Raw genomic sequence first — 17,985 nt, forward strand, 5'->3', positions numbered from 1 at the left:
AGATGTAACACGTCGCCCTTAAGCTTTTTAGCTTTACCGAATACCTTCACTAGCCATCGAATCTGGCGAATAGGTTGATGCGGGGAATGGTTTCTCCTCAACGCGAATCTGCACCGACTCATCGTTGTACAGGCTACCCAAGTAAGAGTTGCCACCTATCAGATCATAGAGACCGAAACTGCTGCGTATGAAAGCGGGTACATCCGGCGCCACAACGGGCAAGAGATACATTGTGCGCGCCAATTTTCCTTGCGCATCCCAGCGATCTCCAAGCAAGGCATACCAACTGTCTTCATCAATGTAGTAACGACTTTTAGGTGACACATGACGCTTACCTGGCTTCAATGTGGCGTCTACAACCCAAACCCTATGCAATTCCCAACGCACATGATCAGGGTTGAGGTGGGCTCCCGTGATCACATCCGCAGTCTTGCTTGGCACCATTGTGCGGTTGCTGTTGTAAGGCACCAGTATTTCTTTCTTGCCGACCAGTTTCCAGTCAAAGCGGCTCATGTCGCCTTCAAACACGATTAGCTCATCGAAATTGAGGATACCAGCAGCAAACGAGAGCTGCGTATCACAGCAGGCGTTCGGCATCTTGCGCACGCGACGTTGCCCTGTGAGGTAAATCCACCCCAGTGTTTTATCTTCATTGACATTGAAGTGCTGCATGACCGCTTCACCGGCTCGGATGGCCGGACCGATATTGGTCGAACGGACTTTGTACCACCACTGACCATCCTCAACATTTACACCCTTGGTGTTGTAAGGGAAAGTAAAGTAATTTTCATAATGTGAAACCAAGACAGCCTGACCGCTGCTGTTCACAGTGAAGTTCTTCGCCCTTTCGTAAACTTGTTCGAGCTTATAGGAAAGCTGATGGTTCACCATCACCTCAGCACCATTCTTCGGAATGGGGAACGGAATGCCACCCAAGGCCCCCACAGCATAGGGATTATCGAGACCCGACAGCTTTACCTTTGTGGCGTTTTCAAACGTCTTGTCATAAAACCATTGCGGCGCGACATAAGTGCGCTTTGAAGGATATACATCAACCCTGAAAGTGTCCGGGTATTTCTGCAGCATCGCCTTTGTGCCATCCGTCAATTTGTCTGCATATTGCGCCATATTCTTTGCAGTGATACTGTACAAAGGCTTGTCGGAAGCGAAAGGGTCTGGACGGCGGCCACCTTTTTTGTAGCCGGGCGTCGGTGTGGTGTAGCCACCAGTCCATGCGGGAATCGAACCGTCTTTATTGCCAGCTTTTTCAGCACCCATGGGTGTCAAAGTGGATTTCAGCGCAGCGGCTTCATCGGCTGAAACCTCAGCAAGAGCTACTCCAGCCAAAAATGCGTAAGCAATGATCGTGGAAATGGGTTTGATCATAAATTTCATTTTTTTTCCAATCAGAATGTGTAACGAGCGGTGAACGAGATGAAATCTCGATCCCGAAGGGTTTGACCCCAGCCGAACGCTTGGTTAGCTCCCGTGTTAAACGTGCGGGCTGTACCGTAATAGTGGGTGTAGTTCAAACCAAAGTTCCAAGAATCCAGGTAAGTCCCATTTAGTCCTATGCTGATATCCCCTCCCCCTTCAGGGATCCAGGCGTTGGGTGTCATTGCCAATGGCCGGGAGCCTTTTGGCGCGTAGCCGATGCCGATAGGCACACCTAGATCCAATCCTGGCAGGACTTGCCGGTACTTCGGCTCAAAGACGACTCGCATCGCGACACCATCGCGTGTTGCATTTGGATCCGCGGCGGTCGCGTTTTTGGTGATTTTCAGCACACGGTTCCAAGCAATTTCGCCAGCAATCGTAGCTTCTCCCCAGAGAGGAGTACGCGGCACGGAGCCTAACACCGAGATATTCAAGTGGGCCGTGCGGCCGACTGCATAGGCTGGATTGCTTGAGTTATTATTTGCGACCGGCGCGAGCGCGCTCGTGTCGAAACCCTGCGTACTCGCCAAGTCTTGGTTATCGCGAAAAGACAGCTCAGCTGCAACGTTGTAATCGCCAAAGGTCTTGCTGGCACTGGCACCAAAAGCCTTAATTTTTTCTTGATACGCGATGTAATGGCCCACCGGAGCCGGCCCGACCGGAGTCATTCCAAGCTTCGGCACGATTTGTGGCATTTTGTTGTGAAACTGAATCAGATAGAAACCATAGTCGATATCACCACCTTTCACCTTCAGCTGCACCCCCCCCTGTCCAGAATCCTTGGCCTTCATATCGGAAAATCGTGGGCTGGGTGCACCAGGCCCAAAAAACATGTTTTCAGCGCCATCGACAGCGTAATCCGTGTTGGAGAAATAGCTACCTGCAGCGGGCAGACGACTTCTGGATGAAGCTACCTGTATGTAGGCCCCAACCGAGACATCTGGGGTGATCTGTACTTGCCCCGAAACCATAGGGACGGGACGAATCCCTTCCTTAAAAGGCGTACCGGGTACGGAAACAAGCTTGACCGCATCCACCGGCATTTGGGCACCGGCAATGGCATTGGCACCAAAAAACAGGCTTTCGCCCCAAAGCACCGAGTGCCGACCGGCACGAACCGAGGCGCTCCGCTCGAACAGGTCAAATTTACCAAAGACGAAAGCATCCAGTACCTCACTGCCACTGCCATGAACATCTCGCGTGCCGGCAGTGAATTGGTTGTAGGGAACCGAGGTCTGGCTCGGGAACGCGCCACCGGGAAAACCCGGGTTGGCGTTGGAACGGCCATAAACAGAATCGTTCCAAGCAGCCGCACTGATGCGAAAACCCATGTTCTTCTTATAGATGAAGTCCAATTCCGACAGCAAGTCAAAGCGACTGGAAATGAGTCCTTTGCCAAAATTTCGGTCGCCGTCGTCGTTGTTTGGATTCGAGATCAGAACAGATGATGGCTCGTCAAGACGCCGCGCAGCGCTGTACTTGATGGTATTGTCCCAGCGGAGATTCAAGTCAGGATTTCCTGTGTCAAGCACAACAGCCAAGGCAGGTGTCGCTCCGATGGAGAGTCCACCACACAATGCGGCAATGCCACGAATGTGGGCCGACGGCATCAAGTACTTTCGCCGTGATTTTAGGAACTTCATATTGCCGTCTCTCTTTCTTTGGTTATGAATGATCGCCACATTGCTTGTAAACAGCGGTAACGCAGCGATTCTTTTTCCTACTAAATGAAAATGACCAAGGTTTTAATGGTCAAACAGCCCAATGGGTCCTTCTTGCAGGGAAACGATCACACTCTTGAGTTGGGTGTAGTGGCTCAGAACGTCGAGTGAAAATTCGCGACCGAAACCACTTTGCTTGTAGCCACCGAACGGTACATTGGGGATCATGTTGAAGTAGCGGTTGACCCACACGGTCCCCGCTTCGATCTCGCGCGCCATGCGATGGGCTTGCGTGATGTTTTTGGTCCAGAGACCAGCCGCCAAACCAAATTCAGTGTCGTTAGCCTCGCGTATGACTTGAGCCTCGTCTTTCCATGGAATGACCACACCGACCGGCCCAAAAATCTCCTCTTGAGCGATGCGCATTTTGTTGCGCACATCAGTAAACAAGGTCGGCTCAATAAAGTAGCCTTGCTCAAATCCGCTCACCGTTGCGCGCTTACCCCCCATCGCCGTTGTCGCACCCTCATTGCGCCCGATATCGAGGTAACCAAGAACCTTGTCGAACTGCATCCTGGAGGCCTGAGGCCCCATTTGCGTCGAAGGGATCATAGGGTCGCCAACACGAATCTTGCGAAGAATGTTTTGAACCTTCTCCACAAATGCATCCATCACTGACTCATGGACGAAGTGGCGTGTCGCGGCAAAGCAAATTTCGCCCTTGTTCACCACGATGCTCATGGCTGCGGACTCTGCCGCTGCATCCATGTCAGCGTCCGCGCAAATAATGTTGGCCGATTTTCCACCCAACTCCAGCGTTTGAGGAATCACATTGACGGAGGCATATTGCATCAGTTTTTGCGCGGTCGGGCGTGAGCCGGTGAACGCTACCTTGCGGACATTCGGGTGGGTCACAAGCGCTTCACCGACATTTGGCCCGTAGCCGGTAATGACGTTCAGCACGCCTGGCGGCAGCAGGTCAGCCATCTCACGGATGAACTCCATGACCGCCAAACAGACCGACTCGGCCGGCTTCAGCACAATGGTATTGCCCGCAGCGAGAGCAGGCGCAATCTTTGTCGCCATCATGACAAGGGGCACGTTCCAGGGAATGATCTGTGCCACGACACCAAGCGGCTCGCGGTGAATAATCGCCACACCTTGTGTCGCGTCTATGGTCTGCCCATGCAAACCAAATGCAGCACCAGCAAACAACTCAAACTGCCCAATCGTGGCTGGGATATCGATATGCAGCGCCTCCATGATAGGCTTGCCATTGTCGAGCGACAACATCGCGGCGTAATCATTGGCCCGTGCGCGCAGGCGACGCGCCATTTCATAGAGCGCAGCCTGACGCTCACTGGGTGTGCTGCGAGACCATTTCGGGAAAGCCTGTGTGGCGGCCTCCACGGCACGGTTTACATCCTCAGCGTTGCCTGACTGGATATAGGACAGCACCTCCAGATTGGCAGGGTTAATCATCGCGATTTTTTCGCTGCTGGATCCACCGACCCATTCACCATTGATGAAATGGCCATACTCCGCCTGGAAGTACTTCATAGCAAGCTCACTGCGAGCAGAATCCGGTTTTTTCGATTCAGTCTTCATTTCTTCACCCATAGCAATCTCCTTACTTCGATCCTTAATGACCTTATTCCCTGAAACTCACTCCCGCTGGAAGTGAGTAAATTCGTGTCAATCTTCGCTGCGAAAATTAACGCCACCGACGTATTGCGCTTTATCGAGGTCATGCCCAAAAACGTCACAGCGAAAGTGCTCCTGCTGAGCCGGTGCGCATACCCCACTCCAACCGGGCTCCCACAACCAACCAGACGGATTGGCCGCATAGAAACTCAGCGCTCCGTCATTGCTATGCACGCCCAATTGCACAGCAATGTCGATACCATGCTTATGCACCTTGTCCAACGTCTGCCCCAAGTCCCGCATGTCCTGGTATTCAACCATCAGGTGATTCGCACGCTTGGGCATCGGACCGAACATCAAGGCCACGGAATGCTCACGGTTATTGCATTTCAAGAAAGGAATCCGAACCGGGGTGCCATCTGTCAACTTCAAAAGGTAGTCAGAGCTTCCAGTAACCCCAAGCACCGCAAAGAAGCGCATCGTCGCCTCCGGGTCTACGGATCGCAGGATGATGTGACCAACACCCTGATCACCCGTTTTGAAGCCCCCAAACATCGGACGTCCTGGGTGGAATGGCTTGTGCCCATCCACCAGTGGCGAGTAAAAAATTTCGTGCGCATTGCCAGCAGGATCCTGCAACTTCAGCAGACCCAGAACACGGCGCTCTGCAGCTTCTGCCTCGGTGCCGCGACGAACCTCAATACCTGCAGCCGTCAATTTGGCAGCCATCTGCTCCAGTTCTTGAGCACCCGCTACTCGCCAGCCGACATAGGCAAGGTCATCGTCACCACCGGTATGCACCACAATGCGGTGATGCCAGAGGTCCATGCGCAGATAGAAACGATCAGCCTCACCTTCGTCGACCAGTTGCATACCCATCACCTCGGTCGCGTAGTTCTTCCATGCAGCAGCATCGCTCACGGAAATCCCCAAGTAACCCAGTTCAGTTACGTTTGCCATAAAAACTCCTTTTACAAAGATTAAGGATACAGACCCAGCAGCATAGCTATGAACACTTATGTGCAACTCAGCCACGGCTACGAATATGATTTCTGTTATTAGAGCCTAAAATTAGTTAGGTTCCTATTGGTATTTTCCCTAGCGATTCGAGAGCAAAGAATCGTCATATGATCCTGCTTCTTACTTCACTAGCACGCCCCTCAAGTGACAAATAAACGCATCCCCTCAAAGTTGCCCCCCCCCCCCCGCAGAACGAGTTTTTCCAATGAACTTGGACAGCAGCCTCGGTTTTCTTATCTCTGACACGGCTCGCCACGTCAAGCGGCTGCTCTACCCTGGCATTGCCCAACTCGGTATTCGTGGTGGTAGCTGGTACGTGCTGCGTGCACTCTTTGAGGCGGACGGCGTGACACAGAGAGAACTGGCGAACCGACTTGGCACAACGCAGCCTTCGACGCTTGAAATGCTGCGTTCTATGGAGAAAGAGGGCCTTGTCCACTTCCAGAGGGATACGCTTGACCGACGCAAGCTGCGCATCTACCTCACCGATAAAGCACTCAAGTTGAAAACGCCTCTGTTGCGTGCCGCAGGCGAGGCCAACTCGATCCTGCTGGGCGGACTCACGCAAGCGCAGGAGATATTGCTGAAGACTATGTTGGGCACAGTGCGCAGCGCCGCCGCCGATGCAATCGCGCAGTTTGAGTTGCAATCTGCAGTCAAAGAATCTCCGACCAAGCTCCATCTTCGGGAGGAAGAAAGGCAGGCCACGGAAACCAAACGGACTGCCGTCGACGGTAGAGGACCTCGCATAGAAGCGCAACAAATAGCCTCATCGATCAGAAAGCGCAAAGCCTGACACGCGGTGAATGTCAAGCTAGTTGTCGCTTCACAACACCACATGAACATTCTTGGTCTGGGTCCATGCAAGCAATTCAGATACACCCTCCTCACGCCCAAGACCTGATTGCTTGTAGCCACCAAAGTCTGCCCCGATAAAGTGGGCACTGACGTGATTGATCCATACATAGCCGGACTCAACGCGAGATGCCAGGCGATGGGCGCGGGCCAGATCCTTTGTCCATATTGAAGCGGTCAAGCCGAAATCCAGCCCATTGACCATGCGCAGCAGATCTTCCTCTTCGTCCCATGGAATCACAGCCAAGACCGGGCCGAACACCTCTTCGCGGAACAAACGCATGGCAGGGGTGACATCAGCAAACACGGTAGCCGTTACAAACCAGCCGTTGTCCAACGCTTTGTCGCTCGGACGAACGCCACCGCACACAAGACGAGCGCCCTCTTTATGAGCGGAATCAATGAAGGACATGACCTTTTCGTACTGCGCCTTGGACACCAGGCAGCCCATCGTGGTCGCGGGATCCGTTGGCAGTCCACAACGATAAAGTTGTGAAATTTTCTGCACCATCTCTTTAATGACTCGGTCGTATACTGATCGATGAACGAAGCAGCGAGATGTCGAGCCGCAACTCTGCCCCGCCCAAGTGAAGTTCATCCCTTTGACCGCACCCTCAATGGCTTTGTCCATGTCCGCCTCTGGACAGATGATCAGAGGATTTTTTCCACCCAGCTCCAGGCTTACGGGCATCACCTTCTCGGCTGCTGAGCGCAAAATTGATTTGCCCGTGGCGGTGGAGCCAATCAACGACACCTTCTTGACCAAAGGATGGTCGACGAGCGCTTGTCCGCACGGTGTGTCGCCACTAAGCACATTGACTACGCCGGGAGGAAAGACATCCTGCAACAATGTAGCCAGGCGGTAAGCGGACAAGGGGGCTTGCGTCGCAGCCTTCAGGATGACGGTGTTACCTGCCGCGACGGCCGCTGCCAACTTGGCCGCGAGAAACATGAGCGGATGGTTGTAAGCCACGATACGCGCGACCACACCGTAGGGCTCGCGCACCGAGTAATTGAGCACGCCATCCCCCATTGGAAGGGTGTCGCCTTTGGCTTCATGAACCAAGCCCGCGAAGTAGTCGACCTGCATTGCGGCAAAATGCACGTCCGCTGCCATCTCGCGCACGGGGTTGCCGCAGTTGATGGCATCCAGAAAACCCAGCTCCTCAGCGTGGGTCCGCAGCCTGTTACCGAACTCCCGCAGCGCCGCAGCACGAACCGCTGGCTTCGTATGGCGCCATGACTGAAATGCCAAATGAGCCGCCTGTACAGCGGCATCCACATCTGCTGCGTTGGCGTTGGAGACGGGCCCCAGATCCTCCTGGGTCGCGGGGTTCAGAGTTCGACCGTAGCCTCCTTGCGGCACATGAAAGCGTCCGCCGTAGAACAGATTGCGGCACTCCGGCAACGCGTAGGCGTGTTCAGTGTGCATCGGTTCACTCCCCAAACGCTTCTGTGAAAAGGCCCAGGCGACGGTAAATCTCGCGGGTTGAAACCTGGAAAATGCGTGCTGTGCCGCCCTTGGCCTGATGGCTGGCCCACAGGTTGGCCGGCATCGTGAAGACATCATGAGGCGACCACTCGATAGTTTTTTCACCGATTTGGCTGACCCCATGGCCTTCGACGACGAAGCACATTGCCGCTGCGGAGCTCTTGTACTTGCGCGTCGATTTCCCGGATTCCAACTGGAGCAAGGTGCTGTCGATCAGGTCCATGGAGGGACCGCCAGTTAGCGGGTTGCCGTAGCGCACCTCCCGGGAACCATCTGGTGCCGCAGGTGAGGCAACGAGCGCACGCACCGCATCTACCCACGGATAGCGGAAGATGGGTGAATAGCTACGGCTTGCATGGTCGCTGCCATCGAGCTTAGGCACGATGCCTGCTGCCGTGAATGCCGAGTCCGCCAACTGGGGTCGCACATCGCGTGCAGGGCCAGGCTGGAAGCCCGTGGTGCCCAGAAAGTGATGCAGCATCACATCCAAAACATCAAGCCAGATGATGGGATCCTTTCCTTCGTTGACATGTTCATGCCAGCACCAACCAGGTGTAAGAATGAGATCACCGGGCTCCATTACGCAGTCCTTGCCATCCACGATGGACTTGACGCCCCCGGTGCATTGCACGACAAAGCGCAAGGCGTTCATCGGATGACGATGGGCACCAGCCCGCTCACCAGGCATCACACACTGAAAGTCGAACATGAGCGGGCCTGTGCCTGCCTCATCCCAAACATGGAGTCGCTTCGGATTCGTCATCAGCAACACGCGTCGATCCAGTACGTGTGTGGCGCGCATCTTGGCGGTCTCTTGGATGATCGGTAACATGGTAGACCAGCGCCAGATCTGCGCCTCCTCAATCTGCTTTCCAAAGCTTGTCGCCGGAACACTCTCCCAAAGGGGAACAATACTGTTGTCTTTGTAGGACTGACGGAGTTCCGACGGAACGACGTCTTCTGTCACTGGTTTCGAATGGTCACTCATGGTCATAAACCTTTCTGTTGGATTGAAAGAGATAGGGGGTTGAGATCAGGCCGAGAATTCGCTCTCAAGCTGCTTCCATCGGCGACCGCACTCGATGGCACCGTCGCGGTAGTTGTCCGGCAACTCAAGGTAAGGCGGTCGCGGAGGACCCGGATTTACAAGGCCGGCTGCTGCAAAACGCAAATGAGCGATCTGGATGCTGTAGTCCATAAAGGCCGCCAAATCTCCGCCCACAAACATGGCCGACTCCGCCCAGTTGCACTTTTCTGAAAGCTCCTTGGCGCGCTGCCAGTCACCTGCCAGTATGGCTTGCGACAGCGCCATGTTCACAGTAGGTGCGCATGCCACGCTGCCAGACCAAGCAGCGAGGGCAAGTTCTGGCAATTCTTGGGCTGCAGCCAGCCACGCAGTAGCCAAGGGCAATATGCGCATCTTCTCACCCACAGCACGCATGTCTTTGGCCAGTGCAGGCCCACCGGTGTGCTTGGCAGCAACCACCTCTGGGATCTTTGCCAGTTCCAGGTAGGCCTCGGTGGAAATCTTGCCTTTGAACGCCACCGGGTTGTCGTAGGCCACCATCGGTACGCCAGGTAGCGCAGCAGCAATGTCCTGGTAATAGCGGACGATCGACTTGTCATCCATAGCCAACCACATCGGGCGTCCAACGAACAGGCCATCGACACCGATGGCCACCAACACACGAGCACGCTCAATCGTGTCGCGCGTATTCAGGGTCGTCACACCGGCAAACAAGGGACGCGAACGTTTGTTGGTTTGTACGACACAGTCTACAAAGAGCTGCGTTTCAGGCCAAGTCAGCGTGGCACCTTCACCGAACGTACCGGTTGTCGCCAAGATGTCAATCTTGGCCGTGTTCAAAAACCGAACCATCTTTTCGGTTTCCGAGAGGTTCACGGATTGCTGCGTTTGCCACTTACTGGCATCCTCGGTAGCGGGCGTCGGCATGATGCCGAAGACACCGCGGAAATCAGCGGGGGTAATTTTCATCGGGTTCTGTAGTTGAGTTAGTTGAGTTATAAAATGCTTCATGCGTGGGTTGCATCCAAAGTGCAAGGCAATTTGCGCTACTTGACCAGCCCTTCTGCACGCATGGCTGCTTCAACGGCTGGCCGTTGTGCGATGCGCCCAAGGTAAGAACCCAGCCGCGTCAGTTCCTGAACATCGATGCCGGTGAACTTCGTCCAGCCAGCAACGACGAACAGATAGACATCAGCAACCGTGAACTGCTCGCCAACAAGATAGGTCCGCCCGGCAAGTTGCGCATCGACCCAAGTCAGCCGCTGTAGCACTCTCGTACGACTTTGTGCCTTGGCTTCTTCGCTGGCCCCCGGCATGAACAACGGACCGAATGCCTTGTGAAGTTCGCTGTTAATGAAAGAGAGCCACTCCTGCAGTCGAGAGCGCGGCAGCGCGCCCGCTGGTGGTGCCAGTCCTTTTTCCGGCGCGAGGTCAGCAATGTACTGCAGAACAACCGGCACTTCAGTCAGAATCTGCCCGTCCTCCAACTCAAGCACTGGCACGTATCCCTTGCTGTTCAAGTCAGCCAGGCTGCGGCCGTCCGAGGTCTGGCGGGTTCGAAGGTCGACAGGGACGTAATTGAAAGTCAAACCAGCCTCATGCAACGCGATGTGTGCGGCCAGTGAGCAGGCGCCAGGGGCACCGTAGAGTTTCTTAATCATTTGAGTCTCCTATGTGAATTTATAACTCTGCTATTAAAACCAGATGATTTGAAAAATTGGGTCATGGGACAATCGGTTCTAGAGCGCGCTACGGTGCTGATTTTGAATGGTTGCGACGATAGCTTGCGAGTCGATCACCTTTTTCATCGCGTCCTTGACGATTCGTTCGGCACGCCGATTGTTCACCCCCAAACCACGCAGCAATGCCATGCAGATGCCTTGCATCACCTCGCGCAGATGTAGGAATTCGTTTTGCACTTCCAGCAAACGAGCAAGACCAAGATCAGTCAAACCCATCAGCAAAACCAGACCGGCGTCCAGGCTGGATAGCTTGAAAATGCCCTGTTGAATCCCTCGGTGAAACATGGCCAAGATAGGCGCGTTGTCTGCCCGCGCCGGATTAACAACATCTGCAGGCATGTGCAGCAGCACCCGTGCCGTGATCTTGTTTTCCAGCCCAAAACGAAACGCAGCCAGCAAACCCAGCGTGAGATATGTTGCGGGATCCTCGACCTCGGCGCTTATCGCATTGATGATCACAAACAATTCGGCCCGAACGGCATCATGAGCATGCGCCTTGAGTGCATCGCGATTCGGAAAATGCTTGTAAAAACTTCCCTTGGCAACATCCGCTTCGCCGACGATGTCGTCGATCGTCGCGCTATCCATGCGGCCATCAGAAATCATCCGTATAGCAGCTCCCACTAAGGCCTTGCGAGTGAGAGACTTGCGCATTTTCATCGGGATGGAAAGCGTTAAACAGGAGGATGTCATGACTGGATGTGATTCATATGTGACTTGATAGCAAAAAAAAATCAATCCTCGTCGTAGCCGACTTTGCCGCTGACGCATTGCACCGCATGATCTCGCCATCGCCTGAAATAGATTTTGGTGCATCGTTATCGCTTGTAGAAAGAATGCCAGATTCTCGCCACAGTTGGATCGAGGGTGTGATACGCATCTCAATTCGAGGCGCGCGATTGCAAGTATTCGTCGACGAAATCGAGGCGGTCATTTCCCCACCACATTTCGTCTCCGATCACCACCATTGGGACGCCGAAGACGCTGCGTGCAATCCCTTCGTCGATCGACTGCTTGTATTCATTTGCGCCATCCACGGAATCTGTGAACTGCATAAAGTCATCGACATTCCAACCCATCTCTGAGGCAATCGATCGCAATACCGGTTCACCGCTAAACGCTTGCCCCATACCCCAGGTCAGGTGAAAAGCGCGGCGTACATACTCGGCCTCGCGAGCTTCCCCTGCAGCATAGAAGAAACCTGTATTCAAACGTCGGGAGTCGAAGCTTGGAGGGAACTTCAGCGGTGTGCCATATCGTTGCGCCCAGCGTTGCAGATCCCTGGAAAGGTGGGTGAGCTTGACCGGCATATCCCGGTTAGACGGCCCCACGTTGCCAATCGCACGCTTGGCACATGCAATATCAATCGGCTTGTAAGAAACCGAAATGCCATAGCGTTGCACAATCTCAGGCAACCGAATGCTGGCGAGATAGGAGAACGGACTCACAAAGTCAAAATAGAAGGAAAGCATAGAAGCATTTCCTGGAAGTAAAACGGCCATGCCACAAGCTGCCATAATGCATTTTGAGTAAATGAAGGTCAGCCAGGAACCAGCGGAGGTTGACGGTAGACCGTCCGCTTTTCTTACGAAGTTAAAAAGCTGTTCATGCTTTCAGTGTCTTCAATTGATCACAAGAAGAAGTTCAAATTCTTACCATGAAGAAACCGCTCATCGAGACTCACGACTCTCTTGAGTAACTGCAATCCTGCTTCACCTCTGACCCATTCTTCCTCACGACCATAGGAATAGGTGGTTTCATCATGAACACGGCGGTTACGCACAACGAAGACATTGAGGAAAACCTGATAGTTGCCAGTACTTGAGGCCTTGAAAACCTCGATGTTTGACAAGAACCTCCGAAACCGCTCCGGTGGGTCAACGGACCATTGCATGCCCGTTTCAAATTGCCTGATGCGCGCATCCAAAAAAAATTGGCGCTCATCAATCGTATAAACTTTGTCAGGAAGCTTGTATCTTTTGTCCTTGCGGTTCCGAAGTTGTTGGAAGTACGCTTGGTATTGGATATCTGGATGAACCATTTTCATCCACTCTCGATATTCTTCATGGTCGAGCAGCCGAGCTTCTCGATAGAGCGTGCTGACGACTTCTTCGCTTTCAGATCCACGCACTGGTATGAGTTCGTTCATTTTCATCTCCTAGATTGCTGATTTGCCTGTTATTGACCCATGAGTTCATGCTTCCAGGCATCCGGATCTAATTTCAAGATCGCCTCCCAGTTGTCGGCGCCCATAATTTCCTTGTAGGCCCGGTAAAACCCTCTGTAAGACGTTTCACCAATGGCAGATTGCCCGATCACCCCAGGAAAGTCGGGATCCAACTTGTCGAAACCGAGCCCCAGTTGTGAGTTCAACTTCCCTTCACGGGTCATTCCCCCCCGGTTGTTTTGCGTCATGGTTTCCATGTTGTCACTGTCGTCGGCTTCAAGCATCCCAGCAATTCCGAACTGCGAATTCATGCTTGATACAACGGCATTTTTCAGTTCGGTTGGCATCTCTTTTTCCACGATCGCCCACGTGAATACCTCAATTTGATGAGGACCACGTGGCACCCACAACTTGAACGTGTTGGTACCTAAAAGGTAGGAATTGTTCGGGAAAATCGTGCCATTGAGGTGCGAACCATAAATGCGACCGACTTTCGCTCCAAGCTTCTCCACCATCTTGGGACGCCTGCTGGAAAACCACTCCCGGTAGAGAGTGCCCGCCTTGGAATTAATAGCATGTGTCGCTGGGGCAGTATCCCAAAGGACGCCAAAGCCATGCCCAAATCGCGATGTCACCTGCATACCAAGACCTTCGTTGGGCAGGCCCCCACCTCCACCAATCGCCGCAAGTTCGCCGCCAAGCGCCATCAGGGATGCGAGGTGAGTCCACCCCACGTGGTAGGCATCGCCGACGAAATTTTCGGCGGGCGTCTTCCAGTTGCAGTTCAACAATGATCGACTTGGTGGCCCGACCAACTCAATGCCGCCATTGATATCCATCCAAATATCCAGGTAGAACTTCACGTCACCAAGATAGTCATTCAAGCTGGGCGCTTGAGCGTCGAAGTTTCCGTAATAAAGACCTCTGTAGCTTTCAACGCGGATTTCCCGAAGGCCGAATTTCGATTTATCCAAAGACTCACGATAGAGCTCTTTTTCCATCGGCACCACCTTCAAGGCACCATCCATGCCGAAAGTCCAGCCGTGATAGGTGCAACTGAACGCACGCGCATTGCCGGCTTCCGCCGCGACAAGCCGAGCGCCACGGTGAGTGCAAACATTCAGAAATGCTTTTACGGATCCATCGTCTTGCCGCGTGACAATCACTTCATCTTCGGCCATGTAGCCAGTGGTGAAATCGCCAGGATTCGGAATCAAGCTGTCATGCGTGAGAAATTGCCAGCACTTTCCAAAAATCTTTTCAATTTCAAGATCGTAGATCTGTTGATCCCAAAAAATTCTCTTGGCTTGTAAGCCGTTTTTAACGTCAACGAGAGATTCCACGTCGACCTGGGTACGATTGGTACTCATCTGTTTCTCCTGTAATAAGTCAACCACCTAACACTGGCATGCCGAGAAGTTGTCCCTCAGCCGCCGAATTTTTCTAGTAAGCCCTTGCCACCGCTGGCAGGGCCAAGGACGCTTCGCACACCCATGCCACCATCGCAGTTGATGATCACGCCGGTTGCTGGTGCTGAGTTGCGGGCAGAAGCCAGGTAGACATAGCTACCGGTGTACTCCTCTGTGTCAGACAGCCTGCCGATCGGGGCAATGTCTTTGACGAGGTCGGCCAAGGGTACAGAGGTTATCGACTGCTCACCCATCCCAAGCGACTTCGGTCCACGCAGATCAGAAGCAATCCCGCCAGGTGCCACACCGTTGACGCGCACATAGGGGGCCAACTCATGCGCCGCCTGCTTAATCAGTCCCACTGCCGCGTGCTTGGCTACGGTGTAGAGCACGCCGCCGCCACCTGCATAGAAAGCGGAGCTTGACAGGGTCAAGATAACTGACCCTCGGGAGCGCACCAACGCCGGCGCTGCGGCTTTGATGCCCATCACGTAGCCCATTAGATTGATTCCAATGACCTCATCAAAGGCTTCGCTGATGGCATCGTCCGACAGGTCGACAAGGGGGACACAATAATCCCAGATGCCGGCGTTGCCGATGAAAGTATCCAGCTTGCCGAAACGCTCCACAGCCAGTTCGACGGCCTTGCGGTTATCGGCCAAGTTGCGCACATCGCCGGGCGAGCCCGCGACCCGTCCCTTAAAACTTTCAACGAGCTCATCAAGCCCCCGTGCATTTCGATCCAACACAGTGACGTTGGCACCTTCTTCTACAAGTCTTTTTACGAGCGCTCGACCGAGACCTGCAACACCACCCGTCAAAAAAACGCTTTGTCCTTCAAGCCATGCCATGTTCGTTCATCCTTTAGTTAAAAATTAAATTGCGGTTTGCCTCCCCGGCAAAACCGGGGGATTAGCTACTAGATTTATTTCGGCGGAAAACATACGACTCAAACAAAGCGATCGAAATGTAGTTGTTCAGATGGCACACGGTAATTTAGAACCAACAGCTTGTGCACCGCATCCGTCATAGGTGGCGGGCCGCAGAAATAAAAGTCGTATTGCCCTGGGTTCGGGCCGATGTGCTTCGCTAGCACCTCATGGATCAATCCGCGCTCACCATCCCAATTGGCACTCTCAGCGTTTACATCGGAGATCGCGCTAAATAATTCGACACGTCGCTTCAACTCAGGCTCACCCGCAAACACGTCTGCAACGCAATGATCCAGCGGCGTTCGGCCACCATAGAACATCAGCAGGCGCCGTTCGGTCATTGCCGGATTGCACACTGCGCCGCGCAGGATTGACAACATCGGAGAAAGTCCGGAGCCGCCACCAATGCAGACGACATCTCTACCGGTTTCGGTACGCAGATAAGCCGTCCCGTAAGGACCCTCCAACTCAATAGCATCACCTCGCTTCAGCACATCGAACAGCACCGCGGTTCCACAACCACCCGGTTTGCGTTTGACGATGAAATGCCATTCGCCAATGCCATTGGGCAGGTTGCTCATCGAGTACGCCCTTGTGCCGACCACGCCAGGCAAGCGAAGCAGCGCATACTGGCCAGGCAAAAACTCAGCTGGAGCCTCCGTACGAAACTGGAACTCGAACATGTCTTGCGTCAGTGGCACGACATCGACCAACGCCGCATGCTGACGCGTCGGAATCACCTGCGGGACATAGCCCGGCTTCAAGCGCAGCTTGATTCGACAGTCACTACCTGGTGTGCTCTGGCAGCCGAGGTGCATGCCGCATTCACGCGCTTCGGCATTCAAACCCGGCGCATTCGACCACAAATCCTTGACATCGCCCTCCAGCAACTGAAAGCGGCAACTGCTGCACGATCCGGATTGACATTCATAGGGAAATCCAAGCCCAGCCTTGAGCGCCGCAGCGAGTAGCGTTTCATCAGTGGAACACTGAAAGACGGGCGTGTCACCGGCGCCAATTCTGACTTGAAAGCTTTGTGGACTCATAGCCGTCTTTGCTTGAGGGCGCATCATATTTTGACAAACACCTGGCCATCTTTGACGACCACAGAAAAAACCTGCAGACGCTCTTTGCATGGGAGGCTTTTCGCCTCGCCAGTGCGCACATTGAAGCTGCCACCATGCATCGCACACTCAACAAGCTCACCCTCGAAGTAACCATCGGTCAGCAGTGCGACCTCGTGCGTGCAAATATTGCTGGTCGCCAGGTATTCGCCATCAAGGTTATATATCGCCAGCGGCGGAAGATTGGCAACGTCACACGCCCTCATCTGGCCGGGCGCCAACGAATCTGCCGCGCAAATTGGTACCAGGGTCTGTATATCACCTGCTGTGGCGTTGCTCTTAGTCATGTTCACTTATTTCCTTTCAATTAGCATCTCTAGAACTGATGCTTGGCAATCACCGCATTCGCAGTTGCATATCTTCATCTCATCCACCTAACATCATTAGTGGTTAGGAACCTATACAGATGTTAACCCGAAGCACAAGAATATTTCCATAGGGAATACCCCAATAAGGCTAAAGATGCACTAGATAGTCATTTTGAACGGCCCCGGGTTTTGAGGAGGCTCAACTCATTTCGTTATACACAACGCCGTGCCGCCTGAAGCTCACGTGAGAACCTGAGGCCAGCGGCGAAGTCCAGGATGCGCTGCATGCCCAGCCAGATGGTTTTCACGCCCGGCTCGCCATCGCCCGTGGGTGCTAGGGAAACGCAGATTTATTCGCAGAATTTGCCAACCGCGACAGGAGTCAAACGTTATAGACAGGTACCTGCCGTTCATTCTGGAGACCTTGAAGAAGTTCCCTGACCTCAGGGCCAGCCGCTTGTACGCCATGGTCAAAGTGCGCGGCTACCAAGGCGGACCTGACCACTTTCGCCACCTCATCGCCCACCATCGACCCCGCCCCATCCCTGAGGCGTATCTGCGACTGGTCACCCTCACCGGTGAACAAGGCCAAATTGACTTGGGCCACTTTGGTCACCTGCAAATCGGTAAAGCCAAACGCCCCCTGATGGCGTTCGTGGCCGTCTTGTCCTGGTCACGGCACATCTTCTTGCGCTTCTCGCTGGCCCCGCCGATGAGCGACCTTGCCCGGAAGACAAAACCCTGACGGTGGGACAGGCCTTTGAACAAGAGAAGCCATGCCTGCTGGCCTTGCCTGCGAATCCTTATCCGGTAGAAAAGCGTGTGGTCGTTGCGGTGGGCAAAACCCCCTATGCCCACATCATTTGGTTTGCCCTCGTGTGTTGTCAATTCATCCCACGCATGCGCCATGCCGTGCAGGCGCAGCTCTTTGAGTTCAGTGCTGACATCACAACGCATGGCTGATCTCCTGGGTCTGTACGACCTGTACATCAGCGCCCAGTTCTCTGAGACTGTCGTAGCGTTGGGTATTGGCCAGCGGTGGTGCCTTAAGCGCCAGGGTGGTTTCAACAGAATCTGGCACAGGCTTGGCATTGAGGCGGGCCAACACGTTGAGAACATGCTCGGCACTGACCTTGCCCCTGTTTCGTGTAGCTCTTAACCCACGGT

17 protein-coding genes and 2 pseudogenes are annotated in these 17,985 nt (G+C 53.9%); 1 reads left to right on the forward strand and 18 read right to left on the reverse strand.

The window, feature by feature from the left end; all coding sequences use genetic code 11:
- Positions 1-33 precede the first annotated feature (33 nt).
- The 4 genes from J8G26_RS17315 to J8G26_RS17330 all read right to left on the reverse strand — a co-directional run bounded on the left by J8G26_RS17315 (position 34) and on the right by J8G26_RS17330 (position 5,702).
- Positions 34-1,386 (reverse strand): DUF1329 domain-containing protein, encoded by a 1,353-nt coding sequence (locus J8G26_RS17315; RefSeq protein ID WP_349238337.1) that lies wholly within the window; start codon positions 1,384-1,386, stop codon positions 34-36.
- A 20-nt stretch (positions 1,387-1,406) separates the two neighbouring features.
- Positions 1,407-3,119 (reverse strand): DUF1302 family protein, encoded by a 1,713-nt coding sequence (locus J8G26_RS17320; protein ID WP_349238338.1) that lies wholly within the window; start codon positions 3,117-3,119, stop codon positions 1,407-1,409.
- A gap of 63 nt (positions 3,120-3,182) precedes the next feature.
- Positions 3,183-4,718 (reverse strand): aldehyde dehydrogenase family protein, encoded by a 1,536-nt coding sequence (locus J8G26_RS17325; RefSeq protein ID WP_013801316.1) that lies wholly within the window; start codon positions 4,716-4,718, stop codon positions 3,183-3,185.
- 75 nt (positions 4,719-4,793) lie between these two features.
- Positions 4,794-5,702 carry a VOC family protein gene (locus tag J8G26_RS17330; protein ID WP_210570467.1) on the reverse strand — a complete coding sequence of 303 codons (909 nt, stop codon included), beginning with the start codon at positions 5,700-5,702 and terminating at the stop codon, positions 4,794-4,796.
- Between the two features lie 265 nt (positions 5,703-5,967).
- Here J8G26_RS17330 and J8G26_RS17335 point away from each other — a divergent pair, with 265 nt between their 5' ends.
- Positions 5,968-6,558: a MarR family transcriptional regulator gene (locus J8G26_RS17335; protein WP_086911713.1), complete on the forward strand. Its 591-nt coding sequence runs from the start codon at positions 5,968-5,970 to the stop codon at positions 6,556-6,558.
- A 30-nt stretch (positions 6,559-6,588) separates the two neighbouring features.
- Here the strand turns inward: J8G26_RS17335 and J8G26_RS17340 are convergent, their stop codons facing one another.
- The 14 genes and pseudogenes from J8G26_RS17340 to J8G26_RS17405 form a co-directional block, all read right to left on the reverse strand.
- Positions 6,589-8,049, reverse strand: a complete 1,461-nt coding sequence (locus tag J8G26_RS17340) for an aldehyde dehydrogenase family protein (RefSeq protein WP_210570468.1) — start codon at positions 8,047-8,049, stop codon at positions 6,589-6,591.
- 4 nt (positions 8,050-8,053) lie between these two features.
- A complete protein-coding gene (locus tag J8G26_RS17345) occupies positions 8,054-9,097 on the reverse strand; it encodes a cupin domain-containing protein (protein WP_210570469.1) in 1,044 nt (347 codons plus the stop codon).
- Positions 9,098-9,142: 45 nt separating this feature from the next.
- The gene (locus J8G26_RS17350) at positions 9,143-10,147 is read right to left on the reverse strand and encodes a dihydrodipicolinate synthase family protein (RefSeq protein WP_210570470.1); all 1,005 of its coding nucleotides are present in this window, start codon (positions 10,145-10,147) and stop codon (positions 9,143-9,145) included.
- 35 nt (positions 10,148-10,182) lie between these two features.
- Positions 10,183-10,797: a glutathione transferase GstA gene (gene gstA / locus J8G26_RS17355; RefSeq protein ID WP_210570472.1), complete on the reverse strand. Its 615-nt coding sequence runs from the start codon at positions 10,795-10,797 to the stop codon at positions 10,183-10,185.
- A gap of 78 nt (positions 10,798-10,875) precedes the next feature.
- The gene (locus J8G26_RS17360; RefSeq protein WP_210570474.1) at positions 10,876-11,571 is read right to left on the reverse strand and encodes a TetR/AcrR family transcriptional regulator; all 696 of its coding nucleotides are present in this window, start codon (positions 11,569-11,571) and stop codon (positions 10,876-10,878) included.
- A gap of 188 nt (positions 11,572-11,759) precedes the next feature.
- Positions 11,760-12,350: a 2-hydroxychromene-2-carboxylate isomerase gene (locus J8G26_RS17365; protein ID WP_007179242.1), complete on the reverse strand. Its 591-nt coding sequence runs from the start codon at positions 12,348-12,350 to the stop codon at positions 11,760-11,762.
- Positions 12,351-12,508: 158 nt separating this feature from the next.
- Positions 12,509-13,027 (reverse strand): aromatic-ring-hydroxylating dioxygenase subunit beta, encoded by a 519-nt coding sequence (locus J8G26_RS17370; RefSeq protein ID WP_210570477.1) that lies wholly within the window; start codon positions 13,025-13,027, stop codon positions 12,509-12,511.
- A gap of 29 nt (positions 13,028-13,056) precedes the next feature.
- Entirely contained in the window at positions 13,057-14,415 is a 1,359-nt protein-coding gene (locus J8G26_RS17375) for an SRPBCC family protein (RefSeq protein ID WP_210570479.1), read from the reverse strand.
- Between the two features lie 56 nt (positions 14,416-14,471).
- A complete protein-coding gene (gene hcaB, locus J8G26_RS17380; protein WP_210570481.1) occupies positions 14,472-15,305 on the reverse strand; it encodes a 3-(cis-5,6-dihydroxycyclohexa-1,3-dien-1-yl)propanoate dehydrogenase in 834 nt (277 codons plus the stop codon).
- A 98-nt stretch (positions 15,306-15,403) separates the two neighbouring features.
- Entirely contained in the window at positions 15,404-16,432 is a 1,029-nt protein-coding gene (locus J8G26_RS17385; RefSeq protein ID WP_236748517.1) for a 2Fe-2S iron-sulfur cluster-binding protein, read from the reverse strand.
- Between the two features lie 23 nt (positions 16,433-16,455).
- Positions 16,456-16,797, reverse strand: coding sequence for a non-heme iron oxygenase ferredoxin subunit (locus J8G26_RS17390; RefSeq protein WP_086926838.1), 342 nt, complete (start codon positions 16,795-16,797; stop codon positions 16,456-16,458).
- A 233-nt stretch (positions 16,798-17,030) separates the two neighbouring features.
- A pseudogene (locus J8G26_RS19605) lies at positions 17,031-17,156 on the reverse strand (IS4 family transposase); the annotation flags it as partial.
- A gap of 274 nt (positions 17,157-17,430) precedes the next feature.
- The gene (locus tag J8G26_RS17400; RefSeq protein WP_007179249.1) at positions 17,431-17,775 is read right to left on the reverse strand and encodes a hypothetical protein; all 345 of its coding nucleotides are present in this window, start codon (positions 17,773-17,775) and stop codon (positions 17,431-17,433) included.
- Positions 17,765-17,985 (reverse strand): annotated as a pseudogene (locus J8G26_RS17405) (IS21 family transposase); the annotation flags it as partial. The pseudogene J8G26_RS17405 and the gene J8G26_RS17400, both read right to left, overlap by 11 nt.

It is taken from the genome of Acidovorax sp. JG5, from assembly GCF_017939685.1.
Classification (GTDB): domain Bacteria; phylum Pseudomonadota; class Gammaproteobacteria; order Burkholderiales; family Burkholderiaceae_C; genus Acidovorax.